We start from the raw sequence: 23,404 nt of genomic DNA, 5'->3' as shown, positions 1-23,404 counted from the left end.
TTCAAAAAATCATGGCTATTAGACAGAAACCGGGGAATTTACAGCCCCGGAACACCTTTGCCGGCAGAAAAAAACGGCCGGGATTTACACACATTGACAAGCAGGGCGGCTTGGTCCGAAATATGGGGGCGACGGGGGACCGGCCGCCGGATTTGATTCGCAAAAGGAGGAAGTAAAATGACCCGCCGGATTTATATTTTTGACACCACCCTGCGCGATGGCGAGCAATCCCCCGGGGTCAGCCTGAATACGGGCGAGAAATTGCAAATCGCCCGCCAGTTGGCCCGGTTAGGCGTGGATGTCATTGAAGCGGGCTTTCCCGTCGCCTCCCCGGGTGATTTCGAAGCCGTCCGGGCGATCGCCCGGGAAGTGCGGGGCGTAACCGTGGCCGGTTTGGCGCGTACCAGTTTCCATGATATCGACCGGGCCTGGGAAGCTTTGCGGGAAGCCGAACAGCCGCGCATCCACACTTTTATCGCCACTTCGGATATCCATCTGCAGCATAAATTACGCATGAGCCGGGAACAGGTGATTGAAGCGGCGGCGGCGGCGGTGAGGCGGGCAAAAGGCTATGTGTCCGACGTGGAATTTTCGGCCGAAGACGCCTCGCGCTCCGAACCGGACTTTCTTTGCCGGGTGCTGGAAACGGCCATTGCCGCCGGGGCCACGGTGATCAACATCCCGGATACGGTGGGCTATGCCGTGCCCGGTGAGTTCGCCCGCTTCATCGGGGAAATCCGGCAGCGGGTGGCCGGGATGGAAAAGGTGGTCTTAAGCGTGCACTGCCACGATGATCTGGGCCTGGCGGTGGCCAATTCCCTGGCCGCGGTGGCGGCCGGCGCCGGCCAGGTGGAAGGGGCGATCAACGGCATCGGCGAGCGCGCCGGCAACGTGTCCCTGGAAGAGGTGGTCATGGCCCTGTACACCCGCCGGGACCAGTTCGACTGCACCACCGGCGTGCATACCGAGGAAATTTACCGCACCAGCCGCCTGGTGTCCAATCTGACCGGCATGCCCGTCCAGCCGAACAAGGCCGTGGTGGGCAAGAACGCCTTCGCCCATGAGGCCGGCATCCACCAGGACGGCGTGCTCAAGGAGCGGACCACCTACGAGATTATGAACCCGAAAATGGTGGGGATCAGTCAAAGCAGCCTGGTGCTGGGCAAACACTCCGGCCGCCATGCCTTCCGGGACCGGTTGGCCGAACTGGGTTACGATCTCTCCGGCGACGAACTGAACAAGGCCTTTGGGCGCTTTAAAAACCTGGCCGACAAGAAGAAGGACATCACCGACGCCGACCTGGAGGCAATCGTCGAGGACGAACTGCGGCCGGTGCCGGTGACCTACGGGCTGGATTACCTGCACATTTCCAGCGGCACCACGGTGGTGCCCACGGCCACCGTGGGGTTGAAAAAAGGAGACGAACTGTTGGAGGAAGCCGCCTGCGGCAACGGACCGGTGGACGCCATCTGCCGGGCGGTGGACAAAGTCACCGGTGTGCCCTGCACGCTGGTCAGTTGGGGCATCAACGCGGTAACGGCCGGCAAGGACGCCATCGGCGAGGTAACTTTGAAAATCACTGAAAACGGCGGCAAGCCGTATATCGGCCGCGGCATCAGCACCGACATCCTGGAGGCCAGCGCCAAGGCCTATGTAAACGCGGTAAACAAACTGCTCTGGGAAACCGGCAGAGTGAAAGGTGAGAATTGAGCATGCCCATGACGATTACGGAAAAGATCCTGGCCGCGCACGCCGGCCGGGACGAAGTGTCCCCCGGCGAACTGATCAACGTGAAGGTGGATCTGGCTCTGGGCAACGACATCACCGCTCCGGTGGCAATCAAGGAATTCGGGCGTACCGGCGTGGCGGAAGTGTTCGACCGGGAGCGGGTGGCCCTGGTGCCCGATCACTTTGTGCCCAACAAGGACATCAAGTCGGCGGAGCAGGCCAAACTATTACGGGATTTCGCCCGCCGGCAGGGGCTGACCAACTACTTCGAAGTGGGGCGCATGGGCATCGAACATTGCCTGCTGCCCGAACAGGGCCTGGTCGGGCCGGGGGATCTGGTCATCGGCGCCGATTCACACACCTGCACCTACGGTGCACTGGGCGCCTTTTCCACCGGGGTGGGCAGCACCGATCTGGCTGCGGCCATGGCCCTGGGGGAAACCTGGCTGAAAGTGCCGGAAACGCTGAAATTCGTCTATCACGGGGCACTGCCGGCCTGGGTGGGGGGCAAGGACCTGATTCTATATACCATCGGTCAAACCGGCGTGGACGGTGCTTTGTATATGGCCATGGAATTTACCGGTCCGGCCGTCGCAAGCCTGTCCATGGACGGCCGGCTGACCATGGCCAATATGGCCGTGGAAGCCGGCGCGAAGAACGGCATCGTGCCGCCGGACGAAATCACCCGGCGGTACGTGGAAGGACGGGCCAAGCGGCCGTACCAGTTCTACGCCAGCGATCCCGGTGCCCGTTATGCCCGGGTGTACGAATTTGACGTGAGCAAACTGGAGCCCCAGGTGGCCTTTCCCCACCTGCCCTCAAATGTACGTCCGGTCAGTGAGGCCGGGCGGGTGGAGATCCAGCAGGCGGTAATCGGCTCCTGCACCAACGGCCGCATGGAGGACCTGCGTCTGGCGGCCAAAGTGCTGCAGGGCAAAAAGGTGCATCCGGATGTGCGCCTGATCGTCATTCCCGGTACCCAGGAAATCTACCGGACGGCGCTGAAGGAAGGACTGGTGGAAATCTTCCTGGACGCCGGCGCGGCCGTGAGCACGCCCACCTGCGGCCCCTGCCTGGGCGGCTATATGGGTATCCTGGCCGCCGGCGAGCGCTGCATCGCCACCACCAACCGCAATTTCGTAGGGCGCATGGGGCACCCGCAGAGCGAGGTTTATCTGAGCAATCCGGCGGTGGCCGCGGCTTCCGCCATACTGGGGCGCATTGCCGGCCCGCAGGAGGTGTGTTGAATGAAACTGCAAGGGAAAACATGGAAGTTTGGGGATGACGTGGATACCGACGCGATCATCCCGGCCCGCTACCTGAACACCTCCGAACCGGCGGAACTGGCCGCCCACTGCATGGAAGACGCCGATCCCGCCTTTGCCGGCCGGGTGCGGCCGGGGGAAATGATCGTGGCCGGCAGGAACTTCGGCTGCGGCAGTTCCCGGGAACATGCGCCGATTGCGATCAAGGCGGCCGGCGTTTCGTGTGTGATCGCCGCTACTTTTGCCCGTATTTTCTACCGCAACGCCTTCAACATCGGCCTGCCCATTTTTGAATCGCCGGCAGCGGCGGAAAAAATTCAGGCCGGGGACGAAGTGGCGGTGGATGCGGCGGCCGGTACCATTTACAATCTCACCCGCGGCGAAGAATACCGGGCCACGCCCGTGCCGCCCTTCATGCAGGAGATCATCGCCGCCGGCGGCCTGATCGACTACGTGGCCCGGCGGCTGACCCGGGAAAAGAACGGGATGTAAGGGCAGCAGGCATGAAAGGATGGCGGCTGTACCCCGCCATCCGGTGTCCCGCTCCAGACGGAACATCCGCCCGCTTCCGGGTGAACCCGGCAGTGCTGCATATTGCGTATGATTCGAGGGCAACTATCCGGTACGGCCGGGTTACTTGAAGTTTTTTTGAACATTAATGAAGAGGACTGAACATCCATGTACAAGATCACTGTTTTACCCGGTGACGGCATCGGCCCGGAGGTGACCGCCCAGGCCACCCGGGTGCTGGCGGCCTCCGGCCGGCGTATGGGAGTCGAATTTTGCTTCCGGGAAGCTTTGATTGGCGGCGCCGCCTATGACGCCGCCGGCCATCCGCTGCCGGAGGAAACCCTGGCCCTCTGCCGGGAAGGTGACGCCGTGCTGCTGGGTGCGGTGGGCGGCCCCAAATGGGATCAACTGCCCGTGCACCTGCGCCCCGAGGTGGGCGCCCTGTTGCCGCTGCGCAAAAAACTGGGCGTCTACGCCAACCTGCGGCCGGCGCGTGTTTTTCCCGCGCTGGCCGGCGCCTCCACCCTGAAGCCAGAGGTGGTGTCCGGCCTGGACATTCTGGTGGTGCGGGAACTGACCGGCGGGCTGTATTTCGGCGAGAAGAAGCGGGAGGACATCCCCGGCGGCCAGCGGGTGACCGAGACACTGGTTTACACCACGGAGGAAATCCGGCGTGTGGCCCGGCGGGCCTTCGAACTGGCCGGGAAGCGGCGCAAAAAGCTGACCTCGGTGGATAAGGCCAATGTACTGGAGAGTTCCCGTTTATGGCGGGAGGTGGTCACGGCCATGGCCGTGGACTATCCGGATGTGGCAGTGAACCACATGCTGGTGGACAACTGCGCCATGCAGCTGGTGCGCAACCCGCGCCAGTTCGATGTTTTACTTACAGAAAACCTGTTCGGGGACATTTTGAGCGACCAGGCCGCCCAGCTCACCGGCTCCCTGGGCATGCTGCCCTCGGCCAGCCTGGGCGACGGCACGGCGCTGTATGAACCGATCCACGGTTCGGCGCCGGACATTGCCGGCCGGCAACTGGCCAACCCGGTTGCGGCCATCCTGTCCGGGGCGATGCTGCTACGCTATTCCTGCGGCCTGGAGGAGGGAGCGGCGGCAATTGAAAACGCCGTTACGGCCGTACTGGAGCAGGGCTACCGTACCGCCGACATCATGGAACCGGGCAAACGGCAGGTGGGCACGGCCGAAATGGGTCGCCTGATTGCGGAACTGGTGGGGGAGAAATAAGTGTTCTGCACCGGGTGGCCCGGTCAAATTTTTCAACCGGTTGCCCGCATCCGCCGGAAATGGGGCGTTTCAGTGCGGGTTTGCCGGCCGGGCGCGCTTCCAGGAAGGGCCATCAGCACACCGACGGTGGTCGGGACGGAACAGGAAGCCGGCCGGCGCCGGGGCGTCTTAAAACAAAGTGTGTTCTTATACCGGTGGACGGGTGAAAGCTCCGGCCGGGGGTATACCCGGCAGTACGGATACCACGTATGTTACGGGGGGAGAAATCATGGCGGCAGTGGAAATCTACGACACCACCCTGCGGGACGGCACACAAGGGGAAGGCATTTCTTTTTCCGCTGAGGATAAGGTAAAAATCGCCCTCAAACTGGATAAGATGGGCTTTCATTTTGTGGAGGGCGGCTGGCCCGGCTCCAATCCAAAGGACATGGCCTTTTTCCGGCGCATTAAAAGCTGCCGGCTGGGTCATGCCCGGGTGGCCGCCTTCGGCTGCACCCGCCGGCCGGGCGTGACGGCGGTGGAAGACGCCAACATCCAAAGCGTCCTGGCCGCTGGCGCCCCCGTGGCCACCATTTTCGGCAAAACCTGGGATTTTCATGTCCTGCACGCCCTGGGCACCACGCTGGATGAGAATCTGGCCATGATCAAAGAATCCCTGGCTTTTTTAAAAAGCCGGGGCCTGACGGTGATTTACGACGCCGAGCACTTTTTCGACGGCTTCAAGGCCAACCCGGCTTACGCTCTGGCCACTTTAAAGGCCGCCGCGGCGGGCGGGGCCGCCACCCTGGTGCTGTGCGACACCAATGGCGGCAACCTGCCCGCGGACATCGCCGCCGTGATCCGGCGGGTGCGGGATGAAATCCCCCTGCCGCTGGGCATCCACTGCCATAATGACGGCGAACTGGCGGTGGCCAACACCCTGGCCGCCGTGGAGGCCGGCGCCACCCATGTCCAGGGCACCGTCAACGGCTACGGGGAACGTTGCGGCAATGCCAACCTGTGCTCGATTATTCCCAATCTGACCTTGAAATGCGGGCATGAAACCATTCCCCGGCAGAGTCTGGCCGGGCTGACCGAACTGTCCCGTTACGTCAGCGAACTGGCCAACATGCATCCGTCTTCCCATCAGCCCTTTGTCGGGACGAGCGCTTTTGCCCACAAGGGTGGCGTGCATGTAAGCGCCATTTTAAAGGATACCCGCACTTATGAACACATCGACCCGGCGCTGGTGGGCAACCGCCGGCGGGTGCTGGTGTCGGAACTGAGCGGGCTCTCCAACTTGATGTACAAATACCAGGAATTGAACCTGAACCTGGGCACCAGCAGCGAGGAAAACCGCCGCCTGCTGGAGGAGATCAAGGAACTGGAACATCAGGGGTTTCAGTTCGAGGGGGCGGAGGGCTCCTTTGAACTGCTTCTGCACCGCGCCTACAACCATTACCGGGAGCCGTTCAAACTGGAAAACCTGCGCATCATCATCGAAATGCGGGAAAACAGTCCGGTATATTCCGAGGCGATTATCAAACTGACTGTGGGCGACCGGGTGGTGCACACCGCGGCCGAGGGCAACGGGCCGGTGAACGCGCTGGACAACGCCCTGCGCAAGGCGCTGGAGGAATTCTACCCGGCCATCGCGCGCATGCAGCTCAACGACTACAAGGTGCGTGTGCTGGATGAAAAAGACGGCACCGGCGCGGTGGTGCGTGTGCTCATTGAATCCGGGGACGGGGAGCGTTCCTGGGGCACGGTGGGGGTGTCCCCCAACATCATCGAAGCCAGCTGGCAGGCGCTGGTGGATAGCATCGCCTACGGCCTGCTCAAAAGCGGGAAGGAAACAAAGCCCTGTCAAAGCGGAACGGCATGAACCGTCGCCGGCGGCTTTGCACTGGCCGCTTTGGCCGTTAGTGTGAGTGTAGCCATAAAAATCTGGCAATAAGCCCCCTTCCTGTACAGGGGGTTTTTTCATTTATTAAAAATGGCTTAAAATGCTTGACGGCCCAGGGTTGGTGCTTCATAATGATAAGTTGAGCAATACATAATACTATCCGTGCACACCGCAAAGGAGGATCCGCGGTTTGTTCTGGGAGCAATTAAAAGCCCTGAACCTGGATCTGTTTAACATTACCAGCATAATCGACATTTTGCTGGTTGCCTTTGTTCTATACCGGCTGGCTCTGCTGATCAAAGGTACCCGGGCCGTGCAGCTGATCAAGGGCCTGGCCGTGCTGCTGGTGGCCACCGCGCTGAGCAGCTGGCTGCACCTGTATACCTTTCACTGGCTTTTGCGTCAGACGATGACCGCTCTGGTGGTGGCGCTGCCGATTGTATTCCAGCCCGAACTACGCCGGGCGCTGGAAAAGCTGGGCGGGGGCCGTTTTTTTGCCACCCCGGCGGTTTACATGGCCGAGGACGACCGCTCGCGCACCGTGCAGGAAGTGGTGCGGGCGGCCTGCGTACTTTCCCGCACCCGCACCGGCGCGCTGATGGTGCTGGAACGGACCACCGGTCTGGAAGAATATATGGATACGGGGACCAGGATCGAAGGGCTGGTATCGGCGGAGTTCCTGGTTAATATTTTTGTGCCCAAAACCCCTCTGCACGACGGGGCGGTGATCATCAGGGGCGATCGGGTGATTGCTGCGGCCTGTGTTCTGCCGCTGACCATGAACGCCGACATCGGCAAGGAACTGGGCACCCGCCACCGGGCCGGGATAGGCATTACCGAGGTTTCAGACGCCCTGGCGGTGATTGTCTCCGAGGAAACGGGGACCATTTCCCTGGCGGTGGAAGGCGTGCTGGCCCGGAACCTGGACGAGTCCACCCTGGCCGACCGGTTGAACGGGGCGCTGCAGCTGAAGCAGGGGCGCTCGCTGGCGTTTTTTTGGTTGCGCAAATAGCTGGACGGGGCAAGCTTCGCCTCCGGGAGGTGTAACCGGTTGCGGTTTGAATGGCGGGACTTTTCGATCAAAATACTTTCATTATTCATGGCTCTTTTGCTCTGGGTATATGTGACCAACGAACAAAACCCGCTGGATACCCGTACATTTAACGTCAGTCTGTCCGCCCGCGGACTGCCGGCACAAATATCGGTGGACGGTTTACCTGCCGCTGTATCGGTGCAGGTGCAGGGTACCCGCGGGCAGTTGGTTGGTATCGACGCCGGGGATTTTCAGGCTTCAGTGGATCTTTCCGGGGTGACCGCCGGGGACGACACTGTCGATGTGGCGGTCAATATTCCTCCCGGCCTGCGCCTGTTGCGGGTTTCCCCGGACCGGGTGCGCGTACTGGTGGACCGGATTATTGAAAAACGCATTCCAGTGGTGGTTTCCCTGGACGGCACACCGGCACCCGGTTACAATGCACTGGAGCCCAAAGTTGATCCCGGCACGGTGCTGGCCGGCGGTCCGGCACGGCTGGTGCAGCCGCTGGCCCGGGCCGTGGCGGAAGTAAACATTCAGGCGGCCAGCGGACCGGTGACGCGGGTGGTGACCCTTTCCGGCATTCCGGCCGGGGTGAATATTTCCTCCCGGGTGGCCAAAGTGGAGGTGCCGGTTACCCCCCTGCCTACCAAAACCGTGGCCGTAAAACCACAGATTACCGGTGATCCAGCGCCGGGTTACCAGGTGCGGGACGTGACCGTGCAGCCGGACAATGTGCAGGTTTCGGCGCCAGGCAATGTGCTGGACGGCATTCAAAGCGTTAAAACCGGGGCGCTGGACATCAGCGGGGCGCAGCAGGATGTAACGCAAACGGTGAACCTGCAGGCGCCTGCGGGGGCGGCCGGACTGCGGCCGGACCGGGTGGAGGTGACGGTACACCTGCAGGCGGTGAATCAGGAACCGGGCCAAACCGGCGGGAAACAACCGTCGTCCGGGGGACAGACACCGTCACCTCCACTGTCTCCATCGCCATCCGGGCAGTAGCGGCGGGGGTATGGGCAAGTAAACTCTTGCCGCGATCATGGTGCAGAAGTAAGGAAGTTTTTTTTGTGACGGCAAAAGTTGACGGCGCATATTTAGCTTTTTGGAACGGGTTGCCGGCTCCGGCAGGCGGAAATACCGGGGAATAAGCGGTGGCTAATTTGAAGCCGGCTATTAATGAGCTGATTAAATGCTTCGGTCAGGTGTTTGCCGGGTAACGTAGAGTTTGGCCGGAAGGGGACCTGGTACGGGAAAAGTGGCTCTGTCATACTATGTAGCAAATTGACATCAACCGGAGACGAAGGATATAATATTGCTTGTTTGCCGTGAAAGGAGACTGATTATGGGAGTAATGTTCGGCACGGACGGCGTGCGTGGTGTGGCCAACCGGGAATTGACCCCGGACCTGGCTTTAAAACTGGGCCGCGCCGGCGCCTGTGTGCTTTCCCGCGGACTTTCCGGGTCGCGTTTGGTCATTGGGCGGGATACGCGCATTTCCGGTGATATGCTGGAGGCGGCGCTGGTGGCCGGCATCTGCTCGGCCGGAGTGGATGTATTGAAAGTCGGTGTGATGCCCACACCGGCCATCGCCTATCTCACCCGTGCCCTGGGAGCGAGCGGCGGGGTGGTTATTTCCGCTTCCCACAATCCGGTGGCCGACAACGGCATTAAATTTTTCGGCCCCAGCGGCTACAAACTTTCAGACGAGGTGGAAGAAGAAATCGAGCAACTGGTTACCTGCCCCGGCGGCATCCCGGCGCCGGTGGGGGGAGGGGTGGGCCGCTGTTATGAAATCAGTGATGCGGCCGGCCGTTACACCGGCTTTTTAAAAGAAGCGGCGCCGGGCGGACTGGACGGACTGAAAATAGTGGTGGACTGCGCCAACGGGGCGGCCAGCCGCATCGCCCCGCGCCTGCTGGCCGAACTGGGGGCGGAAGTGGTGCCCATTTTCAGCCTTCCCGACGGCGTAAACATCAACGCGAGCTGCGGCTCCACCAAACCGGCGGCGCTGCAGGCCGCGGTGGTGGAGCACGGCGCCCACCTGGGCCTGGCCCACGACGGTGACGCCGACCGGGTGCTGGCTGTTGATGAGGCGGGCAACCTGGTGGACGGCGACCAGATTATGATGATCTGTGCCCGGGACTTGAAAAGCAAGGGACGGTTGGCCAAAAACACCGTGGTGGTGACGGTGATGAGCAACCTGGGCCTGCATCTGGCGTTGCAGGAAAACGGAATCAATGTGGTCCAGACCAAAGTGGGGGACCGCTATGTGCTGGAGGAATTGCTGCGCACCGGAGCCACCTTCGGCGGGGAACAGAGCGGACATATTCTCTTCCTGGATTATAATACCACCGGTGACGGCCTGCTGACCGGCCTGAAACTGCTGTCCGTGGTCCGGGAAAGCGGCGTCTCCCTGGGGGAACTTGCCGCCGGCATGGAGCGGCTACCCCAGTTGCTGGAGAATGTGCCGGTGGCGGATAAAGAAAAGGTGATCCACCACCCGGAACTGTCCGCGGCCGTCCGGGAACGGGAGGAGTGCCTGGATGGCTACGGACGCATCCTGGTGCGCCCGTCGGGCACCGAACCGCTGGTGCGGGTGATGGCCGAAGGGCGCGACATGGATCAATTGCGTACCATCGTGGGTGAACTGGTTGACCTGATCGGAAAGCTGACATAGCGGCGGCCGGTTGGATGAAGAGGTTGTATGTCGTCTGGAACGCTTGCAAGAACAGCCGGTGAACCTGCTATTTTCCAGTCTGTGCCTTGTTTCCAGGCTTATGGCGGCGTATATTGCCGGGTTGCATGGATGACAGGAGTGCAATATGGTGGTTCGCCTGCGGCTGCGGTTTACAGGGTTGTTATGCCTGGGAGGGAAATGTTCTTTACTCCGGCCGGATGAAGTTATATAATTGGTTCAGCCGGCGTGGCGGCACGGCGGAAAGTTTGCCGCCGGTGCGCACCGCTTGCCGGCTGCGGCGCATATGATGTGGAAAGGGGGAATGCCGCCGGCTGAACGGTTGGACAACTGAATACATAGCGCCAGAACCCGGAGGGGGCAATTCAGCCGGTATTTTTGAACCGGACGGAGTCCCGGTCCGTATACTTATTGAAAATCCCGTCCTGTGCTTTCCAGACGGGAGGCTGATTTCTGTTTTCCGGGTTGACGAGGAGGGAGTGCATCGAAATTTTCGGCGGATGCTCCCCGGTCGGCCACGACCGTCAACGGCATGACAAAACCGGCGGGTAACCGCCGGGACAAAGGTGCCTGGTGGCGACGGGTGAACTGAGGTTTCCGGAACATTGCGCAAGCGCATGCTTAAAGAGCGCTTTAAGAAAATGTTCAGATAGCCGGGGTTTTGTTATGCCCCGGCTTTGCTAGTTTTTAGAAACAAACGGAGGTTTTAATATATGTGTGGTATCGTCGGTTATTTAGGCCCGCGGCGGGCCGTGCCCGTACTGCTGGACGGCCTGGCCAAACTGGAATACCGGGGCTATGATTCCGCCGGCATCGCCGTGGTGGAAGACGGTGTTCTGCAGGTGCACAAACGGGCCGGCCGGCTGGCCGCCCTGGAAGAAAACCTGCAGGGGAGGAGCTTTGGCGCCTGCACCGGCATCGGCCACACCCGCTGGGCCACCCACGGCCGCCCCTCGGACGGTAACGCCCATCCGCATACCGATTGCACGGGCCGTTTTGCGGTGGTGCACAACGGGATCATTGAAAACTACCTCGGCCTGCGGGAATGGTTGATCGAACAGGGGCATACCTTCCGCTCGGAAACGGACACGGAAGTGCTGCCCCACCTGATCGAGCACTTTTACCGGGGCGACCTGGTGCAGGCGGTGCGCCGGGCCGTGGAGCGCATCAACGGCTCCTACGCCATGGTGGTGCTGGCGGCGGCCGAACCGGACCGGTTGGTGGCCGTGCGTCAGGACAGCCCGCTGGTGGTCGGCCTGGGCGAGGGGGAAAACTTCCTGGCCTCGGACATCCCGGCGCTCTTAAATTACACCCGGCGTACGCACATCCTGGCCGACGGCGAGATGGCCGTGGTCACCGCCGGCGGCGTACAGGTATGGGACAGCCGGGGGGAACCGGTAGAAAAGCCGGTTTTCCAGGTCAAATGGGCGGCCGCCCAGGCCGAAAAAAACGGCTTCGATCACTTCATGCTCAAAGAAATCCATGAACAGCCCCGGGCGTTGAAAGACACCTTGAGCGGCCGCCTGGCCGCCGACGGAAGCGGCGTGCAGCTGCCGGAAATCACCCTGGCGCCGGAAAAGATCAAGAGCATTCGCAAAATATTCATCACCGCCTGCGGCACCGCCTACCACGCCGGGCTGGTGGGCAAACAGGTGATTGAAAAACTGGCCCGCATTCCGGTGGAAGTGGATATCGCCTCGGAATTCCGTTACCGGCAGCCGCTGATCGACCAGGACACGCTGGTGCTGGTGATCAGCCAGTCCGGGGAAACCGCGGACACCCTGGCCGCGCTGCGGGAGGCCAAACGACTGGGCGCGGAAGTGGTGGCCGTGACCAACGTGGTGGACAGCTCGATCGCCCGGGAAGCCGATCATGTCCTGTACACCTGGGCCGGCCCGGAGATCGCCGTGGCTTCCACCAAGGCCTACACCACCCAGTTGGTGGCCATGTACTTGATTGCCCTGCACCTGGGTGCCCTCCGGGGTACGGTCAGTCCGGCGGAAACGCGGCAGATCGTGACCGAACTGAAAAAGCTGGGTGACAAGGCACATGTCATCCTGAACAACTGCAAGGCAATCAAAGACTTTGCCGCCGACTGCAGCCGGTGCGAAGACGTCTTCTTCATCGGCCGGGGACTGGACCACGCCGTGGCGCTGGAGGGTTCCCTGAAGCTCAAAGAAATCTCCTACGTGCATGCCGAGGCCTATGCCGCCGGCGAACTGAAACACGGCACGCTGGCCTTGATCGAGGAGGGGGTGCCGGTGGTGGCCCTGACCACCCAGCAGTCCCTGTTTGAAAAAACGGTGAGCAACATCAAGGAAGTGAAGGCCCGGGAGGCCAAAGTGGTGGCCGTGGCCATGGATGGCCTGAAAGAAGTATCGAAAGTGGCCGATCACGTGATCTTCATCCCGAACACCCATCCCATCCTGGCCCCCGTGCTGACGGTGATTCCGCTGCAACTGCTGGCCTACCACACGGCGGTGGCCCGCGGGTGCGACGTCGATCGCCCGCGCAACCTGGCCAAAAGCGTGACGGTGGAGTAGGGGGCCGGAATGGGAAAACGGTATGAACGGCATGGAGCGGGCGTGGCAGTTCCGCCACGCCCGCCGTTATATTTTGTACCGTTCTACTGAATGGGCCATTTGATCCGCAGTTGCGGCCAGCTCTTGCGAAGATGCGCTGTTCTCTTCTATGGTGGCTGATATTTGTTCGGTTGCCGCGGAGATGTTCTGGCTTGCCCGGGATGCATTGGCTGTAAGCTCAACTTGTGTTCTGGCCACCTGATCTATCTGCTTCACCCGCTCGCCAAGTTCGTCAATATTTCGTTTGATCACCTTGAAATTTTCAACAGCCTGCCTACCCAGGAGATCGCTGTTTTCTACCACTTTCAACGCCTCCTGCATATTTTGCCGGATTTCATTGATAACGCCGGCAATTTCGGCTGTCGCTTCCACGGAACGTACAGCCAACTTCCTTACTTCTTCCGCCACGACGGAAAAACCGCGGCCGTGTTCCCTGGCCCTGGCCGCTTCAATGGCGGCATTCAAGGCCAGAAGATTAGTTTGCCCCGCTATTTCATTAATAATATTTAATATGTCATTGACTCTGCCGGCGCTTTTCTCCAAATCCTTTAATTTACCGCCGGCTTCTTCTATACTGCTGAAGTTGGCCTCCAGCGCCTGTTGACCTGAATTGGCGCTTTCCGCCGTGTCCCCGGCCATTAAAGCCATGTCTTTAACGTGCTCAAAAAGCTTTTGCGCCGTGTTGCTGATTTCCTCCGTTGTGTCTGCGATCTGTTGAATTTCAGAAGCCTGGTTCTGGCTGCCGGAAGCGATCTGTTGGGTGGCGGATGAGATCTCTTCCGCTGATGCGGCTACAGTACTTGTCGCTTCACGTATTTGGGACAGCGAAGCGCGTAATTTTTCCAGCATAATATTTAAAGACATACCGATTTCGCCTATTTCGTCATGAGAAGTAATTTTTATCTCTGAGGTAAAATCACCTTCAGCAACCGATTTTAAAGACCCAATAATATTTTTGACCGGCGCCAGACTTTTGTTGGTGATAAACCATAATAGGGAACAAATCACAACAAGGATGAATATACCAATGAACACTGATTTAGTCAGGGTGGCATTGACAGCAGCGGCCACCTCCCGGCTGTCGTCTACGTACATTATTTTCCAGGGGAAGCCGGGGATGGAAGCAAAATAGCCAAAAACAGAAACATTCTGCGTCGGGCTAAAATAGTTCACCTCACCATTCTCCCTGTTTTGAAATTGCGGCCGGAGCGTTCCAAATGCCCGGGAAAATTCATTTTTGCTCAAGCCGGCTTTTTTTAATTGTTCATCCGTTGGGTTGGCCATGCTTAACCCCTGATAGCCGGATTTGGGATGTGCAATAATAGTTCCCCCGTTGTCAAAAATATAGGCGTATCCTTTTTGGCCCACTTTTACCCGGCTGATAAATTGTTGCAGGGAATCAAGATAAACATCAATGCCTATTACACCCTGCAGTTGATCATTTTTAATCACGGGCGAGGCCATGGTAACGCAAATTTTACCGGTGAAAGCGTCAACATAAGGGGCGGTGGTAATAAAATTACCTGCCGTACTGGCCTCCTTATACCAGTCTCTTGTTCTCGGGTCGTAGCCGGGAGGTAATTTTAAGCTGCTGTTGCTTTGTATAAATTTACCATCGCCTTGCCGTCCGAAATACAAGTCGCCGATTATTTGCCTGTTTTTTGCCTCATGAATAATGTACTGTTGCGCCTCAGTGAGGTTTTCCAAATCGAAGTGCTTGAAATCTTCTGCCGTACCGGTAACCAACTCTTTTAAAGGAAGCAGGTTTTGGCTGATCAAATAAGCCGAGTCGCGGCTGCTGTCCAGTTGCTGTTCTTTCATTGTTTGTAAATAAACATGACTTAAATTGGTGGCAAAGTAAAAAGTCAGCACGCCAATCCCCAAAAAAGTAACAACTATTGCTGCCGCTAAAATTTTAAATTGCAACGATTTTTTCATCAGCGTTTCCTCCACTCCATAAGTGAGACCGATTGGATTTCATAATAAAAATCGTTAAGTAAAGTTAAAACTTTAACCAAAAAATAACTTTTACCTTTTTATGGTTAAAAAATCTGATTTTTATATTGGGGAACAGGGCAGCCCTTCCGGGTAGAATGGCGAAGTTCCCGGATGGTGTCCGGCGATCAGCGTAAATTGAATATTTTAACTGTTGTTAGAAGAATAAACAATTTCCTGGTTGCAAAATAATTTGTTGGAAAGCGGCAGGAGACGGCATTATTGCAGGGAAATAAATATTGATTTTATCTGACAACGACCTGTCGCAGGGACTTGATATTGTAAAGTTGCGGGGTGAAAACTCTGTGGCTTTCCAGTGAGAAGATAGTGTCATCGATGGAATAAAAAAGTAATAATCGATGGAATAAAAATGTAATATTGGGAGTGTGCGATTCTTCGTTACTGTCGGGAGGCAAAGAATGATGACTATCGAAAGGGAGCGACTCCTTTCCCTTATCGAATTCGCGCAGCAATCCGCGCGGTTAAGGAGCAAGCCGGCGGCTAACATTGCCCAACATAGGATGTTTGCTTTTTATGAGCATCAGATGCAGGGGCTGCCCGGTATACGGTTGAATGTCAACGGACCGGAAAGTGAGGAAGAAATCTGGCTTTCCGTTGAGCGGTTGTACGAAACGAAGCCGCCGGAAATCACCAGCGCGTTGCTCCGTCCGTGGGTGAGCATGTCTCAAAAACCGGACGAAGAGCCCAGCCTGCTCAAGTCCATCGACGGGTCGGCCCTGCTAACAGCGGACCATCATTCTTCTTACGCCAGTCCACCCGGGAAAGACAAGCGAACACTTGGCGGTGAGACCACCGTCAATCTTTCCGATTATGACCGGGCGGCGCAGGTAAAGGCTCAGTTCGACATCTATCTTGATTCCAGGTGGCGCCCCTGGGCCGGGGAAGAGAACCTCCGCCGCAATACCATCCGGCTTTATTCCCGTCTTTTTACGCTGAAACAGCAGCTTGAGGGCGGTATTGTCGAAGCACAAATCGAACTGGTCTGGGGTGTCGGTATCGGTGTCTGGAAAACCGGTAGCACTACTGTTACTTACCCGCTGGTTGTGCGCCCGGTTGAGATTTCACTCAACCCCACAACGTCCGAAATAGTAATCCAGCCGCGCGATATTGATGCCCGGTTGGAGATCGAATGGTACGCGTCTGCCGGCAATCCGGGCGTTATCGCCCTTGAGAAAGAAGCGAGAGAATTCTTCGGCAAGGCCACGACAACTTTTTCACCATTTGACAGCTCTACGTTCGAGCATTTACTGCACGTGGCTGTAACCAATCTTGGTGAAAATAGCATATACTGGCCGAACGTGGTAACGGCAGGGGACCGTACTTTGCCCAAGGCCGGTGACAAACTTAAGATAACCGACACCTGGGTGCTCTTTGCGCGTCCACGCACCAGCAACCTGTTTCTACAAGACCTGGAAAAGATTAGAAAGGGGGTTGAAAAAACCAACGCTTTTCCACCTGCGGTGGCAGCCATCGTAACCGCACCGGAAACCACAAATCCTGACGTGGAATTGCCGTCCTTCCGTGGTATGTCCATGTCTTATCATGACGGGCGCAGCGCGGGCGGCAAGACGGCGCGGGACATTTATTTTCCGAAGCCGTTCAACGACGAGCAGGTGCGCATTATCCAGTTGCTGGATGTTTACAACGGCGTCGTTGTCCAGGGACCGCCCGGTACCGGCAAGACGCACACCATTGCCAACATCATCTGTCATTACCTGGCCGGGGGCAAAAGGGTGCTGGTGACCTCGATGAAAGATCCGGCTCTGGCCGTGCTGCGGGAACAGTTGCCGGATGAGATCCGCCCTCTCGCCATTTCCTTGCTGACCAGCGAACAGCAAGGTATGAAACAGTTCGAACATGCCATTCAAAAAATCGCCACTGAGGTACAAAGTCTCGACCGCAAGGGTACAGCTCAAGAAATCAAGCATATGGAAGAAACGCTTGATATCCTGCATAGTAAGCTGGCCGGCATCGACCGCAAGATCGGGGAGTGGGCAAAACGTAACCTGGCAAAGATTACATTGGAAACGGAGGAAATCGATCCCCAGGATGCGGCCCGCGAAGTGGTTGAAAACGAGGGACAATTTGATTACATACCCGACGCGCTTGGTGTGGAGCCGGAGTTTGCACCGCAATTTTCTGGTGCGGACATTGTCCGGTTGCGCGAAGCACGGCGCATCTTGGGGCCCGACATTGATTATCTTGACACCTCCCTTCCGCAGTTGGTTGAATTTCCTGATGCCAGTACATTGCTTGTAGTCCACCGCGACCTTTCCCGGTTCGAAGAGTTCAAAAAGCGTATTGATAATGGCGATGTCCCGGCGCTGGCCGATTCAAGCCAGGAAACGCTGGCCTGCGCCCGGCAACTGCTCCTGGAAATTGAAAATTTGCGGAACCAGCGCAATGAGATCAAGCAGGCAGGCTGCTCTTGGACAGACGCCATGCGCCAATGGCTGCTCAGTACAGGCAATGAAGATCTGCTGCAATTGATGGAAAATCTCCGCACCGGGTATGATCAGGTAATTGAGCAGCGCAAGGTGTTTCTGGAGCGGCCGGTTGACACACCGGCCGGCATGGAACTTGATCCCGAATTGGTTGAAGCAGTGGGCAATCTCGCCGGGGGCAAAAGGCCTTTTGGTTTGAAAGGGCTGTTCGGGAAAAATGGACAGAAAAAATTGCTGGATAGCATCCGCATCCTCAGTAATCCACCTGTTGGTGCTGAAGACTGGAGACATGTCGCCGCCTACCTCAACTGGTTGAAATCCCTGCGTGAACTGGCCATACGCTGGAATGCGCTTGCCCGGGAACTTCCTCTTGAAGCTTTGCCGGACGATAAACCGGAAGACGGTCTGGCCGCTGTTCAGGGTTTTGCCCATTATTGTAAGGTTAAAGACATTGTCGCTGCGGAGGGCGCCCTCCGCAGTAAGGCTTTCCTTGTTTTTCCCAACTGGCCGCATGTCCGTGAAGTGGCGGATGATGAAGAACGGTTGTCTGAACTGGAGATGGCGCTTCAGCATCATCTTACGAAAAACCGTTTGGCCAACGTATGGGTCAACAAGGAGCGCATCCAGAAGATCCTGGAGGGCCGGACCGGGCGGGTAGTCGATGATATACGCGGTTTCCTCGCCGGGAGGCTGGGCAATCCGGCGGTTACGGACGCACAGATGCAGGCCGGCTGGACGGCGTTAATGGCGGAACTCTCACGCGTGCTCGGTTTGAGCGTACATCTTGCCGTTGTGCGCGAGGTCTGCGGCAAGGTGGAAGCTTCGGGAGCGCCAAAATATGCCGCAATACTGAAACAGCCGTTCACGGGTACAGTGGATCGCCTGCTTCCGGATAACTGGCGTGCATCCTGGCGGTTGAGGCGTCTGGCGACTTATCTTGAGTCGGTTGATGTTCAGGAAAATTTAAAAAATCTCGCTAAAGAACGCCGTAACGTCGAAAGTGACTTGTCCCGGACCTACCGTGACTTGGTGGTGAAGCGTACGTGGCTTAAACTGGCTGAGAATGCCACCCCCAGCATCCGGTCAGCCTTGCAGGCCTATCTCGTCGCCATTAAAGCCGCTAAAGGCACGGGCAAGCGCGCGGTGCGCTACCGGCAAGATGCCCGCATGGCAGCTGCTCAAGCTAATCCCGCAGTGCCATGCTGGATCATGCCCCACTACCGGGTGTCGGAATCACTGCCTGCGGAACTCGGTTGCTTTGACCTTGTCATTATCGACGAAGCATCGCAGTCTGATCTTACTGCTTTGCCCGCTCTCTTACGGGCAAAGAAAGTGCTGATAGTCGGTGATGACAAGCAGGTATCGCCTGATGGAATAGGTCTGGAGGAGGAGAAAGTGCGCAGGCTCATGACCCGTTTCCTCGGCAATCAGGTGGAAACTTACCGGGCGCAGATGTCTCCCGAGCGTTCCATTTACGACCTGTTCAAAGTGGTGTTTGCCGGGAGCGCGGTGATGCTGAAAGAGCATTTCCGGAGCGTCGGACCGATTATTGAGTATTCCAAGCGTGAATTTTACAATCACGAACTGCGGCCGCTACGCCTTCCAAAAGCCTCCGAACGTCTCGATCCGCCCCTTGTCGACGTGCTGGTTGAAGACGGGTACCGCGAAGGCGACGTCAACAAGCCTGAGGCGCGCTTCATCATCGAAGAAGTTAAGGCGATTGTTGCCGATCCGGACATGGAAGGGCGGTCGATCGGCGTCGTCTCACTGCTTGCCGACAAGCAGGCCCGGCTGATCTGGGAATGGCTGACCGGCGAACTTGAGCCGGGAGTTATTGAACGTCACCGTATCACTTGTGGCGATGCACGCACGTTTCAAGGCAAAGAACGCGACATCATGTTTCTCTCCATGGTATCAGCGCCCAACAACATTGGGATAGCGTTATCCCGCGATACATTCGCTCAGCGTTTCAATGTGGCCGCTTCACGGGCAAGGGACCGCATGTACCTGGTGCGTTCAGTGAGCCTGGAGGACTTGAGCAATGCCGACCGGTTGCGCCGCAGTCTGATTGCCCATTTCACTGCACCTTTCGCGCAGGACGAGGTTCGCCTGGCGGACCTGCGCAAGCTTTGCGAGTCGCCATTCGAACGCGAGTTGTATGACGAACTCACGCAGCGCGGCTACCGGGTGATACCGCAAGTAAAGGTGGGCCATTACCGCATCGACATGGTGGTGGAGGGGCATAACGACGCCCGGCTGGCGGTGGAATGCGACGGCGACAAGTATCACGGCGCGGACAAATGGGTGGAGGATATGAATCGTCAGCGAATCCTTGAACGCGCCGGTTGGGTGTTCTGGCGCTGTTTCGCCTCCGCCTTCATCCGTCGGCGGCAGGAGATACTGGACGATCTATTGAATACATTGGCCGGGCTCGGTATAGAACCAATCGGGGCCGAAGGAGCGCCGGAGAGCATGCATACCGAGCACAGGGTTGTATCTTCCCTATTAAAAGAAAAAACGGGTGAAAGAGGTACTTTGCTTCCATTTACGGGCACAGAGCGAGTCAGGAGCAGGAGAGGGCTTGTTTCGGTTAACGAACCGGTTAACTCGTATGATCGATGCCGGTAAAAAGGCGCCCGGTTTTACCTGAATTTTGATTGGGTCTGACGTTGGCTTGCCGGCGTTCAGATACTATGTATTAATTATTGCTTTTTCTGGTTTTCAGGGGAAAAATAAAGAACAAGGCATCTAAGGAAAAAAGAATGCTGTCAGGTTGCTGTCAGGTGCGAAGCGGCATCCGGTGTTCGTCTTAATGATCATTTTGGGGTGATGGTGATGAATGAAAATTTATCTATAAAATTAAAGACATTTTCCATGCGTCACCGGCAGTATATTATCGCCATCCTGAATGAAATTGCCGATTATTATGGAGATAGTCTTCTTGGATGCGCCATTTTCGGCTCCTATGCCCGTTATGAAAACCGTAAAAATTCAGACCTGGATCTGTTGATTATTTTGAAAAAGGCTCCCGGCTTTAGCTGCCGGATCAAAGATTTTGTGGAGAACGTGGAAATGAAACATGAACCTCTGGCTCAGGAGATCTATGAACAGGATGAAATTCTTTGTGATCTTTCGCCATACATCCTGACCAGGGAAGAGGCCTTAAAAATTCAGCCTGTATATTACGATTTGGTTCAAGATCATTTAATAATTTACGATCCGGACAGCTTGATCAGGTATATAATTAATTCCACGCAACATATCCTGCAACAGGCCGAAGCGGGTAAAGTACGTCGTGCCAACACCTGGGAGTGGCAAACGGCCAAAATAGGCTTTCCGGGAGGGATGAATCTTTGAAAAAAGATGAGCTGACCGCCGCCTACCTGACAAAAGCGGAAGTCCGCTTTAAAGCGCTTGGCTTCTACAAGGAAAACGGTGCCTATTCCGATGTCGTCCGGGAAGCTCAAGAGCTGGTTGAGCTTTTGTTAAAAGCAGTATTAAGGACCATCGGGGTGGAAGTGCCCAAAATCCATGATGTGGGCCGGGTGCTGGAAAAACACCGCCGGCTTTTGCCTCCTGCACTGAATAATTCATTGGATGAAATAAAGCGGATTTCCAAACGGCTGCGTAAAGAAAGGGAACTCAGCTTTTATGGCGCTGAAGATTTTATCCCCACGGAAGAGTATGATTCGACGGATGCGGATATGGCTATTAAAGATGCGGAATTTGTTCTCTGTACGGTCAGAAGCGCCCTGACGGGCCGTTAATTCAGTGCTGGCCTGTGTGGCTGGCACCGGTAATGCACTTGCTCCCCGGACAGGCAGCTCATGGAGCAACAATCGTATTGGAGGTAAAAAAAGTGGAATTTCAGGAGTTGCTGCTAAAGCGTAAAAGCATTCGCAAGTTTAAGCCGGACCCGGTTCCGGATGAATATATCACCGGGTTGCTGGAAGCGGCGAGACTGGCTCCTTCGGGGACAAACATTCAGCCCTGGCGTTTTGTCGTCGTGAAAAGCCGGGAGATGCGGGAAAAGCTTGGGGCCTGTACATACGGACTTAAATTCGTTGCCCGGGCTCCGGTAACCATTGTCTGTTGTGCCGATTTAAACGCCCTGACGGCCAGGGAAAAGCGTATGGCGGAACTAAGGGAAGCGGGGGCTTTTCTGGATAGCGGGCTGGATGATGAACATTTTCAAAAATATGCCCGGGCGCGGGCGAGGTCACGGGATGGCGAAGCGGCAAAAGCATATGCCTCCTTGAACGTAGCCATTGCCATTGAGCATATAGCCCTGCGGGCTGCTGATCTGGGGTTGGGCAGTTGCTGGGTCATGATGTTCAGGCAGGGAGAAGTGAAGGAGTTGCTGCACCTGGGCGAAAACATCCTGGTTGTGGCCCTGCTGCCGGTGGGGTTCCCGGATCAGGACCCGCCGTTCCGGCCCCGGTTGCCGTTGAGTGAGTTACTGCTCAAGGAAGTATGATCAGCTGTAAATTAAGTATGTTTTTTCCGGCTTTTTCAAGGTGTCCGGCATGTTTTGCCGGATTCCCTTAATTACTCCGGCATTTTCCGCTGTCGCTTTGCGGCGTAAGGCCAGCTTTCTTAATCCGGTTTAAATTCACAGGCGAGGATTGTTTCTGATGTTTCATCTCCCATAACGACCAGACTGCCATCCGGGCCGGCAATCAGGCTGTTGCCCAGACTGACCATGCCCAGATGGCAGCCCACGGCGTTGGCCAGCAGCACATAAAAATGGTTTTCCACCGCCCGGGCGATGGGCAGGGCACGGTTCTTCGGCAGCTTCCAGCGGGCCTCGGCTGGATTGTAATAGTGGGCCGCCAGGATAAATATTGCTTCCGCCCCGGCTGCAGCTAGGCTGCGGGCCAGTTCCGGGGAATTCTGGTCGCGGCAGATGATCAGGCCGAATTTGTGATTTTTAAAGTTAAAAACCAGCGGGCTGGTGCCCGGTGAAAAATATTCGGTTTCAATTTCAGTCAGGTGCATCTTACGGTAGTTAAAGTTGGAGCCGTCAGGAAGAAATATGGAGGCGGTGTTAAACAATTTTTCGCCGCAAAATTCCGCCCGGCCGAAAATTATGCCCAGGTTTAGCTCCCGGGCCGCCCGGGCAATGCGGGCCAGGGAAGCGGCCAGTTCATTATTGAAACCGGGCCGGCCGAGGGTTTCTGGATTATATCCCGTCAGACACATTTCCGGGCAGGCCAGTATTTCTATCCCCTTGCGTGCCGCCTCATCAGCCAGTTGTAAAATAGCGGTCTCATTATTTTGGAGACTGTCCGTAATAAACATCTGGGCTATACCTATGCGCAAAGTAATCCCCCACGTCTGCATGTACTTATTTCAATGCGGTGCGAGCGACAAGAACCGCCAGATCCTTGATCATCCCAGAACACCCCCGGCAAAAAGAACACTCAGGTTGGTTTCTCCCCGCCATTCTCTAAGCGCCGGGTGTTTGTTGCCCGGAACAATATCCGTGGCCCCGTTGGCAGTTCTGGCAAAGCAAAGGATATTATCCGCCCCGGCCTGGCTTAAAATAACAGGAGAATGGGTAGCCAGGAGAATTTGTGCATTATAAACGGACGACAGGGACTGAAACATGGCTTCAACTGCCCGGGGATGAATACCGTTTTCCGGTTCTTCAATCAAATAAATTCCTTTAAAATCTGGAAGGTAAGCGGGCAAAGTGAGCGCCAGGAGGCGCAGCGTGCCGTCGGATGCCATCCATGACGGGACGCTTAAACCGTCGCGATAAACCAGTACCAGATAACAGTGTTTGTCGTCGGGAGTATAAAAATTTCCGTATTTTAACCAATGTCCGGGGAATAAGGAATTCCCTGACGGCAAAATATTTCTTGGAAACCGGCAGGAGACGGCAATGCTGCAGGAAAATAAATGTTGATTTTATCTGACATCGATTGGTTCATGGACTTGGTATTATAAAGTTGCGGGGTTAAAACCCTGTTGCTTTTCAGTTGGCTGGATAACTGAT

The 23,404-nt window shown here is 56.9% G+C and carries 16 protein-coding genes; 13 read left to right on the top strand and 3 right to left on the bottom strand.

The window, feature by feature from the left end; translation table 11 throughout:
• Window positions 1-177: 177 nt before the first annotated feature.
• The 9 genes from A6M21_RS09010 to glmS all read left to right on the top strand — a co-directional run bounded on the left by A6M21_RS09010 (window position 178) and on the right by glmS (window position 12,904).
• Window positions 178-1,710 (top strand): 2-isopropylmalate synthase, encoded by a 1,533-nt coding sequence (locus A6M21_RS09010; RefSeq protein ID WP_066667947.1) that lies wholly within the window; start codon window positions 178-180, stop codon window positions 1,708-1,710.
• Between the two features lie 2 nt (window positions 1,711-1,712).
• Window positions 1,713-2,975: a 3-isopropylmalate dehydratase large subunit gene (gene leuC / locus A6M21_RS09005; RefSeq protein ID WP_066667945.1), complete on the top strand. Its 1,263-nt coding sequence runs from the start codon at window positions 1,713-1,715 to the stop codon at window positions 2,973-2,975.
• Window positions 2,976-3,485 carry a 3-isopropylmalate dehydratase small subunit gene (locus A6M21_RS09000; protein ID WP_066667937.1) on the top strand — a complete coding sequence of 170 codons (510 nt, stop codon included), beginning with the start codon at window positions 2,976-2,978 and terminating at the stop codon, window positions 3,483-3,485. It abuts the gene before it with no gap.
• Between the two features lie 186 nt (window positions 3,486-3,671).
• Window positions 3,672-4,745 carry a 3-isopropylmalate dehydrogenase gene (gene leuB, locus A6M21_RS08995; RefSeq protein ID WP_066667935.1) on the top strand — a complete coding sequence of 358 codons (1,074 nt, stop codon included), beginning with the start codon at window positions 3,672-3,674 and terminating at the stop codon, window positions 4,743-4,745.
• A gap of 268 nt (window positions 4,746-5,013) precedes the next feature.
• Window positions 5,014-6,609, top strand: coding sequence for a citramalate synthase (cimA, locus tag A6M21_RS08990; protein ID WP_066668022.1), 1,596 nt, complete (start codon window positions 5,014-5,016; stop codon window positions 6,607-6,609).
• 211 nt (window positions 6,610-6,820) lie between these two features.
• The gene (cdaA, locus tag A6M21_RS08985) at window positions 6,821-7,642 is read left to right on the top strand and encodes a diadenylate cyclase CdaA (RefSeq protein WP_066667933.1); all 822 of its coding nucleotides are present in this window, start codon (window positions 6,821-6,823) and stop codon (window positions 7,640-7,642) included.
• Between the two features lie 39 nt (window positions 7,643-7,681).
• Window positions 7,682-8,668: a CdaR family protein gene (locus A6M21_RS08980; protein WP_066667931.1), complete on the top strand. Its 987-nt coding sequence runs from the start codon at window positions 7,682-7,684 to the stop codon at window positions 8,666-8,668.
• A gap of 340 nt (window positions 8,669-9,008) precedes the next feature.
• Window positions 9,009-10,343 carry a phosphoglucosamine mutase gene (gene glmM / locus A6M21_RS08975; protein WP_066667930.1) on the top strand — a complete coding sequence of 445 codons (1,335 nt, stop codon included), beginning with the start codon at window positions 9,009-9,011 and terminating at the stop codon, window positions 10,341-10,343.
• A gap of 731 nt (window positions 10,344-11,074) precedes the next feature.
• Window positions 11,075-12,904, top strand: coding sequence for a glutamine--fructose-6-phosphate transaminase (isomerizing) (gene glmS / locus A6M21_RS08970; protein WP_066667929.1), 1,830 nt, complete (start codon window positions 11,075-11,077; stop codon window positions 12,902-12,904).
• 66 nt (window positions 12,905-12,970) lie between these two features.
• On the opposite strand, the gene A6M21_RS08965 is transcribed toward glmS, so the two are convergent.
• The gene (locus A6M21_RS08965) at window positions 12,971-14,881 is read right to left on the bottom strand and encodes a methyl-accepting chemotaxis protein (protein ID WP_066667928.1); all 1,911 of its coding nucleotides are present in this window, start codon (window positions 14,879-14,881) and stop codon (window positions 12,971-12,973) included.
• A 476-nt stretch (window positions 14,882-15,357) separates the two neighbouring features.
• Here A6M21_RS08965 and A6M21_RS08960 point away from each other — a divergent pair, with 476 nt between their 5' ends.
• The 4 genes from A6M21_RS08960 to A6M21_RS08945 all read left to right on the top strand — a co-directional run bounded on the left by A6M21_RS08960 (window position 15,358) and on the right by A6M21_RS08945 (window position 21,880).
• Entirely contained in the window at window positions 15,358-20,031 is a 4,674-nt protein-coding gene (locus A6M21_RS08960; protein WP_078060529.1) for an AAA domain-containing protein, read from the top strand.
• Window positions 20,032-20,238: 207 nt separating this feature from the next.
• Entirely contained in the window at window positions 20,239-20,760 is a 522-nt protein-coding gene (locus tag A6M21_RS08955) for a nucleotidyltransferase family protein (RefSeq protein ID WP_066668020.1), read from the top strand.
• Entirely contained in the window at window positions 20,757-21,170 is a 414-nt protein-coding gene (locus A6M21_RS08950; RefSeq protein WP_066667925.1) for a HEPN domain-containing protein, read from the top strand. The genes A6M21_RS08955 and A6M21_RS08950 overlap by 4 nt, the downstream gene beginning before the upstream one ends.
• Before the next feature lie 92 nt (window positions 21,171-21,262).
• Window positions 21,263-21,880, top strand: a complete 618-nt coding sequence (locus tag A6M21_RS08945; RefSeq protein WP_066668018.1) for a nitroreductase family protein — start codon at window positions 21,263-21,265, stop codon at window positions 21,878-21,880.
• Between the two features lie 119 nt (window positions 21,881-21,999).
• On the opposite strand, the gene A6M21_RS08940 is transcribed toward A6M21_RS08945, so the two are convergent.
• Window positions 22,000-22,725: a carbon-nitrogen hydrolase family protein gene (locus A6M21_RS08940; protein WP_078060528.1), complete on the bottom strand. Its 726-nt coding sequence runs from the start codon at window positions 22,723-22,725 to the stop codon at window positions 22,000-22,002.
• A gap of 69 nt (window positions 22,726-22,794) precedes the next feature.
• Entirely contained in the window at window positions 22,795-23,259 is a 465-nt protein-coding gene (locus A6M21_RS08935) for an AAA family ATPase (protein ID WP_201721858.1), read from the bottom strand.
• Window positions 23,260-23,404: the final 145 nt, after the last annotated feature.

It is taken from the genome of Desulfotomaculum copahuensis (assembly GCF_001655685.1).
Classification (GTDB): domain Bacteria; phylum Bacillota; class Desulfotomaculia; order Desulfotomaculales; family Desulfovirgulaceae; genus Desulfotomaculum_G; species Desulfotomaculum_G copahuensis.
The sequence above is the reverse complement of the archived record's forward strand: the minus strand, read 5'-3'. Positions and strand labels throughout refer to the sequence as shown.